Source organism: Paenibacillus cymbidii, from assembly GCF_004764705.1.
GTDB lineage: Bacteria > Bacillota > Bacilli > Paenibacillales > NBRC-103111 > Paenibacillus_AN > Paenibacillus_AN cymbidii.
On record NZ_SHLX01000012.1, the window covers coordinates 1 to 12,565 of the forward strand.

A 12,565-nucleotide genomic window follows, 5' to 3' on the forward strand; every position below is an offset into this window, starting at 1 on the left:
TACGGAGCAAAAAAATAACCTCCCGCGCCTTCGCTTGGGCTACGGCCGCCCACAACCTTTTACACCAAACAAATGACCTCCATCGTCCCGATGGAAGAACCTACTACACAAACTACTTGACGGCACCCCTGCCGGGGCCACAGGGAGGGAATAAGCCGGGAAATCCGGCTTAATGGTGCCTGCCGGGGCCACAGGGAGGGAATAAGCCGGGAAATCCGGCTTAATGGTGCCGTCCCTGGCCGTAGGGAGGAAATAAGCCGATTACTCCGGCTTAATTATCCCGGCCGCTGTCGTGGCGGCGGCCGAACTCTTGTATGCTCCTCTGCCGTATAGGAACGCTTGATTCGTCAACTCGTATACATGAGTCCGTTGCAACCCTTGGGAAGTCGGGCGGAGGAGCCCTTTTTCCACTAACGATTTCATAACATTCCGGCTTGCATCTTTGCCGAGCAGCAAGCACTCGCACGCGTCGCTCAGCCGAATCGGTCGAGCAAGCCACAGCGAGTAACGGATGACTTCTTTTTCATACGGCGTCAGCACAGGGGGATTCCTCGGACTTGCAAAGCCACCGCCGAATTTTCCGTACAACTCGTATAAGGTGCGTTGACACAAGTCGGGTTTCTTGTCCATTTCATCAAAAGTAAAAGGAACGTAAAGGATGCCGAGTGCCCCCATTGAGCGTATGCGCATCTTCTCAAAGTCAAATCGGGGACGCGTGATGTTTTCGGCATGCGACACATAACCTTCCCCTTCGAAGCCAAAATGAAAAATCTCTTCATACGCGTCGATATACGCTTTGACTCCGGTTAACGTAATGAATTCTTTTTCCAACACAATGCCCTCAAATGAATGTCGTACCGGCCAGATGATTTCGGTCAATAGCTTTCTTTCACCTTCGGCCTGCTTGTTCAATTGTTCCAATCGTGCGCCTGTCGCCGTTCGTTTCTGTCGCTCCAACAGTTTCTCGTATTCGATCTCCCCCTCCGACTTTCTCCTTGATCCCGGAATCGCAGCCATCTCATCGCCTCCAAATGACAAAATAAAAACGCCGTCCCTCCGAAGAGAGAAACGGCGTGTGCTTCACGCGTATGGATAATAGTTACAATAGCAGATCGTCTCTGTAACCGCAAGCGATTGTTTGCGATTTACGAGCGGAAGCTGACGAGCCCGGCGTTCAGCGCCCGGCATGCGGCAAAACGAGACTCCGGCGAAAGAGCTTCCCCGCCGAACAAGTAAAAGTTGAATTCGTAGAAACCGCCAACGGTCGCTTTGAAGTTGGTTTCCCAGTAATTGTTCAATGCCCAGACGTACATTTGGCGCGACGAATTGTTTGTTTGCTCCTGATGCTTGTGCAGCGTTCTCATCCCGTATTCCAGCGGCCCGAGCTGCAGCAGCGGGGTATCCGGCATCGCAATCGCGTAGCTGCCGTCGCCTTCGCCCCAAGCGATTCCATCCTGAATGCAATAGTAATCGGTGAGCGTGCCGGGCAATTGATCGATTCCGGGACGTACAACCGCTCCGGTTTTCACCGTATACAACGGGTCCTCGGCGCTTCCGGCGAAGGGCAGGGCAATAAACAGGCTTTCCGGTTCCCACAAGCTCGTCTTATGAATCCGCACCGCAACGTCGACCCGCGGCATATTGGCATACCCCGTCAATTCGATGTCGTACATGTCGACTCCGTCCGCTTCATAACGAAGTATGACCGAGGCGAACAACGGCCCGGACGATCCGGGCTGGACCGACGTCAACCGGCCGATGTCCCGGCGCACATCCGGCCCCTTGCGATTGCGTCCCATCGTTTTGCGAACTTGCGCGAAAGCGCCGGCATCGTGGGGAGGCGCTACGGGCGTCATTTCGTATACGGGCGCGAAAGCACCCGCCAGTCTATCTTGCGCAAGCAAGCAACGACCCGTGCGACGGTCGGTCCATTCGACGATGCCGATCTGTTCCCGCCAGACGATCCGGAAAAACGGCGTTTCCAGGCTGGAACAGCCGACCGACACAGCAGGGACGAACGCTTCGACGCCATCCAGCAACAGATCGTTGTTCCAGTTGCGCTGCTCGATGGGACGTACGGTCGACGCAAGGAAGGAGGCGGGAGCGGGCGCAGGTTTGATTTCAACCTCCTTCTGTTCCAGCGGGCGCAGCTTGACCGGAATGTATACGGTGTGATCCTGCAGCCGCAGTACGCCGCTCTGCGCCGGAATGACGGTGCCGTCCGCGGTATCGAACACGGTGAAGCCATGTTCGATTTGCTTCCGCTCCCACATTTGCAGCGAGAGCGGGATGACGGCTTCCGCCTCGGCGGGATGCGGGTTCACTAGGCGGAAGCGCATCGGGCGTCCGGGTGCGAGAAGGCGTTCGCCCATCTGCCGCGTCACGAGATCCAGTGCCGTATAGGCCGCCCGGTTCGCTTCCGCGGCGTAGCTTTCCTTGCGCATCAAACATTGGCGCGTGAGTGCGTTCCACGGCTCCTTGACCGATGTGCGGAAACCCCATGTATGCTCCGCGTACAACATCAGGTTGTCCTCGAGCTGCCCGAGCAGCGAACGGTCGACCGCGCTGCCGTTCGGGTCCAGCGCGGCAACGATGCCCGCTACCCGCTGCGCCTCGAGGAACGTTTGGGTGGCGGCAGCCGTCGAGGCGACGCCGTCGGACCACCAGTCCGGCCAATCGCCGCTGAAGACGGGGATGTCGCTTTGCTGCCGCCGCACCGTTTCGAAGAAGGAGTGCAGCGTTGCGCTGCGCAGCTCCACAATATCGCCGTAGCGCGCGTTCCATTCGCGAATGAAACGGAAGACGGCGGCATTGGGCGGCCCGTTATCGGTCGATTCGCCGCTCACCATAACCGGCACGAAGTCGTAAGGATGGCCTTCTTCCTCCAGCATGCGCAAATACAGGCCGATGCGGCGCAAGGCGACGGCGTCGTGCTCCGGCGAGCCGTAATCGAGACGGCTGCCGTCGTCGATGACGTAAGTATGCAGCGCGCCCGGGCACAGGCCAAGATCGTTGCCGACATGATAGTGTTCCCCGTTCCAGACGAGAATCCGTTCGCCGCCGGGAGCTTCCCACCAGAACGGAATTTGCTTCTTGCCGAGCGGGAACATGCCGTGATGCGTGTGGATGCACGTAAACAGGTTTTTGACGCCGGCATTGGCCAAGCTTTCGGCATACCCCCAGCCGAAGCCGTTAATGTCCGCCGTCATCGCGGAATCGACGGTGACCCCGATGCTGCGGCCATACTGGACGGCAGCGGCCATCCGTTTCGCAAGCAGTTCGGCGCCGATCAATTCGGTCATGTTCAAATAGGTCGCCGACAGCTCCAGATCGCCCCGGCGAAGCGCGGCATGAAAACGCGATTGCCAATCCGGACCGGCCTCGCGGAGAAATTGCTCGACCGCCCAGAACGTTTCGCACGTCCAACGAAATTCGGTTCCGTCCGCGCGTTCCGTCGCCCCGTCCGCTTCGCTCGCTTCGATCGCCTGTCTGATGAAATCGGCGTGATATTGCGCGATTTTCTCTTGTCTATCGGTGTAACCGATGTCGGTATGGGAATGGTGGATGACGTACAGCGTCCATTTGCGCGTGAGATTGGCGATCATGATGCCGCCTCTTCCAGCCGTTTGACGGCAGCGATTTCGCGAGGAAGATGAACGTCGTACGAATCGAAATTAATCCATTCGCCGCTAAGAAATCCGTCATACCCGCCACGTTTGAGCTGGCGCAGGGCGGCGGCATGGTCGACGATCCCTTCGCCGATCGGCTTGAACACGAACTTGTTGTTCGCATCGGTGATGCCGTCGTGAAAGTGGACGTGGCGAATCCACGGCTTCAGCATTTCGTATGCGCGCTCCATCGTGTAACCGTGATAACGCACCGGATGTGCAATGTCCCAATTGACCGCAATATGGGGGTGGTTCACTTGCCGCATCACGTCCGCGACGTGTTCGGGATCGGTCCAGGAGTCGTGCGTTTCCAGGCAAACGACGACCCCATGCTCGGCGGCGAAGGAGGACAACGCGGCGAGCGAATCGACGAGCAGCGGCATCGCTTCGGCATGCCGCGTCCCTTGCGGGAGATCGCCGCCGAACACGCGCAGACGCGTTGCGCCGATGTCGGCGGCAAGCGCGATGGCCGCCTTGGCGTCTTCGATATGGCGGGCGACCGTCTCCGGCAGGACGAAGCTGCATCCGGTAGCCACGCAGCAGATGGCGACGCCGCTGTCCTCGGCCATCCGTTTGATTTGCCGGCGTTGGTCCGCCGAAGCTGCCGTTTCCACACCGTGCCGCTGCCCGGCGCCGATTCGCGGCTCAACCCCGGCGTAGCCGTAAGCGGCGGCTGCGGCGAGCACCCCGGACCACTCCAGCTGCGGGCAAGAAAAACTCATAAACGCGTATTTCATCTTATGGCTCCCCCTTATTCGGCAATGTCGGCACAGCGGCCTGTCGACGCCGAATCGTAGATGGCATCCGTTACCGCTTGAATGAGGCAGGCTTGTTTCAGGCTCGTCGCAGGCTCGCGCCCGTCCAGCAGCGCGCGGGCGAAGTCGGATACCGGGCCGGCGTGCAGATTGCCCGTTTGCTCGCTGCCGGTCCAGATGACTTCCGAATAAGCGCCGCGTTCGGGATCGCTTCCGGTGAAGACGATTTTTTTCTCGGCGGGCATCATCGTGAACGTAAGCGTGCCGCGCGTGCCGATCAGCTCCGTTACTTCTTCGGTCGGGCCCGCCACGAACTCGCCCCGCTCCAGTTGGATGAGCACGTTGTTCGCGCAGACGATGGATGCCGCAACGTGCGATTCCGCATCCGAATCCGGCGCGGCATGCGCCGACAGGTGGGGAGCCGGCAACCAGACCGCGGCCAGCGCGCTTAGCGGCTTCAGCGTCCAGCCGGTAAGACCGAACACGTAATCGAGGTCGTAGCAGCCCCAATTCACCATAACGCCGCCGCCGTTAAGCGCGCGGTTCAGCCGCCAGACCGGCGGCGGCGAGGAAGGAGCCTTGCCGACCGCACGAACGCCGCGGGAACGAATGACGCGCAAGTCGCCCAATTGGCCCGTTGCGACGAAGCGGGCGATGCAGTCGGCCGATTCGTAGAAGCGGAAGCGCGACGAGCAGCAGCCGGCCGTGACGTTTCCTTGCGCCGCAAGCAGCCGTTTGACTTCCCCGGCGTTCATGCCGATCGGCTTCTCCAGCAGCACATGCTTGCCTGCCGCCATCGCCGCAAGCGCGAGCTCCGTGCGTCCGCGCGTCGGAACGGCCAACAGCACCGCTTCGATCCCGGGATCGCGGATCAAAGCTTCCGCGTCTGTATAGCGGCGAGGTACGGCATAACGTTCGGCCGTTCGTTCGACGATCGCGGCGTTCAGGTCGGCGACTGCCTCGACGGCAATATGAGGCATGCCCGAAGCCGCTTCGAGATGCTTCTGCCCGATCACGCCAAGGCCGACGATGCCCAGTTTGATTTGCTTGCTCATGAAGATGTTGCCTCCCCCATTAATTAGATAGTTCGGCGATCAAGCCGCGTACATATTGCAGCGATTCGTCCGCGCAGCGGTCGAGATTGGCTTCGCTCCCGCCGCCGACCAGCGGCGAACACATTTCATAGGAAAGGGTGCCGTCGAAGCCGATTTCATGCAGCGCGCCGACAAAGGCGCGATAATCGATGCTTCCGCGGCCGATCGGGACCGCAATCATCTCCAGGCCGTTTTTCTCATGGGTTACCGTTTCCGAGATGTACTTGTACTTGTCCCGCCGGATAAAATCGGTCAGGTGCGTATGGACGACCAGGCCGTCGTATTTCAATACAGTTTCCCGGATCGGTTTGTTGTGATTGTCGATGAACGGAGCGTCCAGCACCGCTTTGACATTCGGCAGCTTGATTTCCTCCAGGAAGTCGAGCAGGCTGTCGGGATCGCTGGCGATGCAGGAATGGTTCTGCACGCCGATCGTAATGCCGTACCTGGCGGCAATCGCCGCGCTCTCCGCGATGCCGGCCACGCACGCATCCCACTGGCTGCGATAGGGAACGCCCTCCTTGAAATAGCCGGTGTACGTGCGCACCAGCGATCCGCCGAGATCGCGCGTCAGCTCGATGACCTGCTGCATGTACAGCAATTCTTTTTCCATCATGGCCATGTCCTTGTGCTCGTAGAATGCGGCGAAATCGTGATAGCTGGCAACGCACGAAAGCGTGAGCCCGAGTTCCGACAGCAGGCTGCGCACGGATTGCCGCGCCGCCGCATCCATATCGAGCGGGGAAGCGTGCGGGCGTTTGCCCGCCAATTCGACGTTGTCATAGCCGAGAGCTGCGGCTTTGCGAATGAAATCAGGCAGCGATAGCGCCGTTTGTCCTCCCCAGGTGCCCGAATAGCTGACCGAATGCAGTCCAATTTTCATAATGGTAGGTTCCTCCACATCGTATTGGCAGATTCCCTGCTCGCACAACATTGTAAACCGGGGCAAGCGGCGAATTCCTTCCATATTGTGAGGTAACCTGAGCCGATCTTCAGAAACGATCCAGAATACCCCACAAAGTGAGGTTTTGGCTTCAAAGCTTATTCAGGTACTGAGGCGTTTGCGTCAGCAAACGCAGCATCGGAAGCATAAGCTTTGCGGGGGCCCCGGAAAACGTGATAAGCGGATGAAATCTTGCGGCCGTATTTACTTTTCATATGAGAATGCGCACAGTCGAACTGCGAATAACGTTGGACTGCGGCTGGAAAAGCAAATACGCTTAATGATGATGAACGGGGCAGCGAGCGGCATGCGCCGTTTCGCTAATCCGGAAGGACTACACGAGGACTTGAGAAGGGATGAACATGGCAATGAAAATGGCGGAAATGGTCGTGCTGAGGCGCGATCCGAGGGTTGAGCTCACCAGCTTGCGCGAGGCGGTCGTGACGGACAACGGGCTGCAGCCGTTTCTGCATCGCTCCGGCACGGGAACGTTATACGTGCAAGCGCAGCTGCCGCAAAAGCCGTTTCCCGCGAACCGGATTGTAATGAAGGGCACACTGCTTGCTACCTATGAGTCAGCAGACAACGGCGCGCATTGGGAGCGTTCGATTCCCGATCCGCAAGACAATGAAGTCAATTGGGAAGGCGGGGCGTTTGTCCTGTTAGGCGGTCAGCTCGCCTTTCTCGACACGTATGTAACGCCGGGAACCGAGCCGGGCAGCGGAGAGGGGCTGCTGTGGCGTTCGGCGGGCGCGTTCGCCGAAGCAAAGCCGGAGCCGATAACGTTCGAGCTTCCCGGCGTTCGTTTTACCGGCAGCACGGACGATTGCGGGGATTCACATGCGGCAGCCCGCTTGCACCGGCGCGTCCTTCGGCTGCCGGAAGGCGATTTGCTGACGACGCTATACTGCTGGTTCGACGGGGACGATGTCCCCGTTCCGTATATGCCGAGCATGAAAAAAACGCGCGTCGTCCTGCTGCGTTCGACCGACGACGGGAGAAGCTGGCGTCTGCAGTCGACGATCGCCCAGCCCGCCCATTTTGACGGGAGCTCGGAAGGCTTCAACGAGGCGGTGCTGGGACGAGTGTCGCAAACGGGCCGGCTGCTTTGCTTCATGCGAACCGGGCGCGAGCTGTGTCAGGCGACGTCGGACGACAACGGCCGGAGCTGGAGCGGACCTCGCCCCGTGCTGGCCGACTTCATCGATATACGCCGCACCGCCGACTGGGCGTCCCTGTTCCCGGGCGAAAGCGGCGGCGAACCGCAGACTGAGCTGAGCGGCGCCGTCGTTGATCCGGATCTCATCGAGCTGTCATCGGGCGAGCTCGTTCTGGCGTTCGGCGTGCGCATACCGGAGAAAGCCTGCTGGCGCAACCCGTCCTATCCGCGCAACGGCAATTATATCGCCGTCAGCCTGGACCAGGGAGAAACGTGGAGCCATATCGCGCAAGTGACGAGCGGCACGCAAACGACTCATTATATGGGCGTGGTCGAGCTCGCTCCGGGGCGCATCGGCATCGTGTACGACGTGGGGACCTGGGGAGGAGGGAATCCGCGCGGCATCAGGTTCCGCGAGCTTGCTTTGACAGTGGCCCAATGACGATTTGAAGAGGAGCGTTCGAGATGGGATTTTACGACCGCGATTTCAGGAGCCAGGACTTTACGGTTCATGTCGACGGGGAAGAGGTGCCTTGCCGGCTGTTCTCCCCGCCTCCGGAGAAGCTTGCGCCGGAGCCGCTGCTGTATCTATCATGCGCCAATACGATCGAGCTGAGTTTGCGCTCCTACCCGTACTGCGTGGCGGTCGAAGTGATGCTGGAGCAAGGCCACCGGGTCGTCAGCTTCGATCCGCCCCATCACGGCTCGCGGAGCGGGTCTGTGCACGGCGCCGAAATTCCCGGTATGCGTGCGGCTTTCCTGGCGGGCGCCGACCCGTTCCGCCGGTTCGTGCGCGAAGGGCAAGCGGTCATCGACCGCTGCATTTCGCTCGGTGCCGCAGAACCGGGCCGCATCGTTATCGGCGGCGTGTCCCGCTCGGGTTATATGTCCTTGCGGCTGTATGCGGAGGAACCGCGGATCGCGGCGCTCGCCGCCTTCTGCCCGGTAACCGACTGGCGGGTCATCGGCTTCACGGAGGAGCGCGATCGTGCCGATGTGGCCGCGTTGCGCCTTTCGACCTGGGCGGAGCGGCTCGCCGGCAAACCGATGATGATTATCGTGCCCAACCATGATTGGGCGGTAAGCACCGAGTGTTGCCTGCAATTTTATTTGGACGTCCAGCAAGCGAACGAGGAAGCGGGATACGGCAAGCGGCACGTCGATTTAATCGTCACCGACGAGGTGTATCACACGTGCAGCGGCAGTTGGTATGCCAAGGCTGCGGAATTCCTGATCCGGCGCGCGTTGCCGGTTCGGCGCAACGGCTGACGGCCGGCGCTCGCTATAAATCGATGTATGCGGCATTCATCTTAGGAACGGGATGTGATTGTGTTTGACAGCATGGTCTCACTTCAGGAAGCGTGTGTTCAGGCTGCGTTACGCCTATTTGCTGCTGCTTCCCGGGTTGCTTCATTTGCTGCTCTTCCGGTATACGCCCATGTTCGGCGTTGTGGTTTCCTTTCAAAATTACAGCCCGTTTCTCGGGTTCTGGGACAGCCCGTGGGTAGGGCTCAAGCATTTCGATACGATGTTTCACGATCATAACTTGCTGCGCATTCTGAAGAACACGCTCATACTTTCGTTTCTGCAAATTGTGTTTGCCTTTCCGGCCCCGCTGGTGCTTGCGCTGATGCTCAACGAGCTGCGGCGGGAAATATTCAAGCGGGTGCTGCAGTCCGTGCTGTATTTGCCGCATTTTCTTTCCTGGGTCATTGTAGTGGGGATCGTCTTCATCTTTCTGCGCAATGACGGCTTGATCAATTCGTTTCTGAAAGCTTATACCGACTTCGGCACCATTCCATTCCTGACGTCGGAGACCTGGTTCCGGCCGCTCATTATCACCGAAGTAATCTGGAAGGAAGTCGGATGGGGGACGATCATATTCCTTGCCGCGTTGTCCGGCATCAATCCGGAATGGTACGAGGCAGCGTCGATCGACGGAGCGAGCCGGTGGCGCCGCATCTGGCACATCACGCTTCCCGGCATTCGCGGCACGTTCGTCATCCTGCTCATTCTTCGCATCGGCGACGTGCTCGACACCGGCTTCGAGCAATCGTATCTGCAAATGAACGCGCTGAATCAACACGTGGCGGAGACGCTGGACATCTTCGTTTATCTGAAGGGACTTGGCGGCGGCAACCAATACAGCTTCACGACAGCGGTCGGACTGCTCAAAAGCATCGTCGGCATGATCCTGATCGTGTTTGCCAACAGGACCGCCAAACGGTTCGGCGAAGACGGAATCTTTTAGCCAAAAGGAGAAGAACATGCTGAAACACCGCACCTTATCCGAAAAGACGGGCGATATCGCCAACGTCGTCGTCCTGGTCCTGCTGATGCTGACGATGCTGTTTCCGTTCGTTTATATATTCGCCGTCTCCTTCTCCACGAACGACGAGTTGTTCCGCAACCCGCTGCTGCTCTGGCCGAAAGTCTGGACAGTGGAATCGTATCAGTACATCCTCGAATCGGTTGCGTTTCCGCGGGCCATGCTCGTCACCGCCTACGTGGCGATTGTCGCGACATTTTTCAACCTGCTGTTCACTTCGATGATGGGCTTCGCCACGACCCGCCCGATCATCGGGAAGAAGGTGATCATGTTCCTTGTGCTGTTCACAATGCTGTTCAGCGGCGGCCTGATCCCGACTTATTTGCTCATGAAGTCGCTCGGGCTGCTGAATTCGCTCTGGGCGCTCATCATCCCCGGGTTCGTCGGCGCCTGGACGCTTATCGTGTACCGCACGTTTGTTTCTTCCATACCGGAGGAGCTGATCGACGCCGCATTCATGGACGGGGCGAACGAGCTGAACATTTATTCGCGGATTATTTTACCCATGTCCAAGCCGGTGCTCGCCGCCTTTGCGTTGTTCGGCATGGTGTCTTACTGGAATACCTGGTTCAGTGCGATCATTTACATCAACGACCCGGCCAAATGGACCATTCAAGTCGTGTTGCGGCAAATCGTCATCGTCAACGATGCGCTAAGCGCGCTGTCCACCGACAATGCGTACGACGGGCCGCCGCCGCTGCCGGAAACGATCCAGATGGCCGCGATCATGCTGGCGACGCTGCCGATTCTGCTGGTTTACCCGTTTCTGCAAAAGTATTTCGTCAAGGGGGTGATGATTGGCTCGATTAAGGGATGAAGCGTACATCATCACGAGAAAGACAGACGAGTATGCATGTGCGGTGGAAATGGCATTCCTGCATGGAACCGGAACAAATGACAAATGCGGAGGGGAAAAGAATGATTCGAAACAAATGGGTATTGGGAGCAACAGCGCTTACGCTTGCTACGGCCGTTGTCGGCTGCTCTCAAAAGTCGGACAATTCGGCAAATAAAAGCGCATCGTCCTCGCCAGGCGCAGCATCGCCAAGCGCGGCATCGCCCACGGCCAAGCAGGATGACGACAAGAGCAAAAAGTATACGATCAAAAGCATGTACTCGACCTATGGCCAGCCGACGCCGATTACGGGCCCGGGCATTACGGCGGTCAACGAAAAATTCAACGTCGACCTCCAGTCGATTTCGATCCCGAACGCCGCCTACGAAGAGAAATATTCCGCGATGATGGCTTCCGGCGATTTGCCCGACATCCTCCATCTGAAGGTCGGCGACCTCAAGGGACGTTACCGGGATTTTGCCCGGCAGGGCGCATTCCTCCCGCTCGACGATTATATCGACAAATACCCGAACCTGAAGGCCGTGCCGAAGTCGACCTGGGACCTGCTGCGCGTGGACGGCAAAATTTACGGGTTCCCGCGCTATAACACACGCCTCGGTTCTTCCATCTATCTGCGCAAAGACTGGCTTGACAACCTGGGTCTGAAGGTGCCGACCAACTATGACGAGCTGAAGCAGGTGGCGATCGCGTTCGCGAAGAACGACCCGGACAAAAACGGCAAAAACGATACGTACGGCCTGGCGATGGGCGCCAACTTCGCGGTGGACTACAACATGGGGCCTTACTGGTCGAGCCGCACCTGGTATAATAAGGACAAGGACGGCAACCTGATTCCCGGCTATGTTTCGGACGCATGGAAGAAGCAGGTGCAGTGGTTCGCCGATTTGTACAAGGAAGGGGCCATCTCTCCCGACTTCGTGACGCTGAACGGCAACGACATCAACAAACAATTCTATGAAGGCAGAGCGGGCATTTTCTCGCAACCGCCCAACACATTGAACGATGCGCTGCTTGACCCGATGCTCAAAATTCAGCCGAATGCCAAATTCGTGGCGCTGCAGCCCTTTACCGACCCGAACGGCGTCACGGCGCTTGAATCGGTCAACCCGCTCAGCGGCATGAAGGTGCTGAACGCCAAGCTCAAGAGCGATCCCGGCAAGGTGAACCGCATTCTCTCCATGTGGGATCAATTGCGCGAATTTATTCCCAACTCGCAGTGGGGCCCGCAGAACGCGGACTTCGATTGGCGGCTGGGTAAAAACGGTACCGGTTACGATTGGGACGCCACGACCAAAAAATACACGCTCAAACCGAATTTCGATTCGCTCGGTTTGCTGCCGTTCCTGTACTTCGACGAGAACCTCGGTTTCCCGAAAAAGGATACCGACGTCGATTTTGTCGGCACGTATACGCATCCGCAGCTGCAGGATCTCGCCAAGCAACTGACCGATATTCATGCAAAAACGCAGCATTATGCGAATCCGACAGGGCCTTACAGCTCGAAGACGGAGGATGCCAAAAAGAACACCGTCGGCACATTGTTTGTCGAACAGCAAAAAATGGTTGCCGGCCAGCGGCCGCTGAGCGATTGGGATAAAATCGTCAAAGATTGGATGGATGCCGGCGGCAGCGAGATCATCAAGGAATACAACGAGCAAATCAAGGAAAAAGATGTGAAGAAGCTGCTCGATTAAAGCGGCTTGCGGCTGGAAGGGCGATGTGCGGCTCGTTGAGCGGCGTCGCCCTTTGCCCGTTCCCGCC

The 12,565-nt window shown here is 58.5% G+C and carries 10 protein-coding genes; 5 read left to right on the forward strand and 5 right to left on the reverse strand.

What is annotated here, in order from left to right:
* Window positions 1–261 precede the first annotated feature (261 nt).
* From EXY20_RS17470 to EXY20_RS17490, 5 genes are all read right to left on the reverse strand, one after another.
* Window positions 262–1,017 carry a hypothetical protein gene (locus EXY20_RS17470; RefSeq protein WP_135553387.1) on the reverse strand — a complete coding sequence of 252 codons (756 nt, stop codon included), beginning with the start codon at window positions 1,015–1,017 and terminating at the stop codon, window positions 262–264.
* Between the two features lie 128 nt (window positions 1,018–1,145).
* Complete coding sequence (locus tag EXY20_RS17475; RefSeq protein WP_135553388.1) at window positions 1,146–3,605, reverse strand: glycoside hydrolase family 38 N-terminal domain-containing protein; 2,460 nt, start codon at window positions 3,603–3,605, stop codon at window positions 1,146–1,148.
* Window positions 3,602–4,405 (reverse strand): sugar phosphate isomerase/epimerase family protein, encoded by an 804-nt coding sequence (locus EXY20_RS17480; protein WP_135553389.1) that lies wholly within the window; start codon window positions 4,403–4,405, stop codon window positions 3,602–3,604. The genes EXY20_RS17475 and EXY20_RS17480 overlap by 4 nt, the downstream gene beginning before the upstream one ends.
* A 14-nt stretch (window positions 4,406–4,419) precedes the next feature.
* Window positions 4,420–5,478: a Gfo/Idh/MocA family protein gene (locus tag EXY20_RS17485; RefSeq protein ID WP_135553390.1), complete on the reverse strand. Its 1,059-nt coding sequence runs from the start codon at window positions 5,476–5,478 to the stop codon at window positions 4,420–4,422.
* Between the two features lie 19 nt (window positions 5,479–5,497).
* Window positions 5,498–6,400 (reverse strand): sugar phosphate isomerase/epimerase family protein, encoded by a 903-nt coding sequence (locus EXY20_RS17490; protein ID WP_167859316.1) that lies wholly within the window; start codon window positions 6,398–6,400, stop codon window positions 5,498–5,500.
* 422 nt (window positions 6,401–6,822) lie between these two features.
* Here EXY20_RS17490 and EXY20_RS17495 point away from each other — a divergent pair, with 422 nt between their 5' ends.
* From EXY20_RS17495 to EXY20_RS17515, 5 genes are all read left to right on the forward strand, one after another.
* Entirely contained in the window at window positions 6,823–8,061 is a 1,239-nt protein-coding gene (locus EXY20_RS17495; RefSeq protein WP_167859317.1) for a sialidase family protein, read from the forward strand.
* Between the two features lie 23 nt (window positions 8,062–8,084).
* Window positions 8,085–8,888 carry an alpha/beta hydrolase family protein gene (locus tag EXY20_RS17500; protein WP_135553393.1) on the forward strand — a complete coding sequence of 268 codons (804 nt, stop codon included), beginning with the start codon at window positions 8,085–8,087 and terminating at the stop codon, window positions 8,886–8,888.
* 64 nt (window positions 8,889–8,952) lie between these two features.
* A complete protein-coding gene (locus tag EXY20_RS17505) occupies window positions 8,953–9,870 on the forward strand; it encodes an ABC transporter permease (RefSeq protein ID WP_235886080.1) in 918 nt (305 codons plus the stop codon).
* A gap of 16 nt (window positions 9,871–9,886) precedes the next feature.
* Window positions 9,887–10,765: a carbohydrate ABC transporter permease gene (locus EXY20_RS17510; RefSeq protein WP_135553394.1), complete on the forward strand. Its 879-nt coding sequence runs from the start codon at window positions 9,887–9,889 to the stop codon at window positions 10,763–10,765.
* A 101-nt stretch (window positions 10,766–10,866) separates the two neighbouring features.
* Window positions 10,867–12,498: an extracellular solute-binding protein gene (locus EXY20_RS17515; RefSeq protein ID WP_167859318.1), complete on the forward strand. Its 1,632-nt coding sequence runs from the start codon at window positions 10,867–10,869 to the stop codon at window positions 12,496–12,498.
* Window positions 12,499–12,565: the final 67 nt, after the last annotated feature.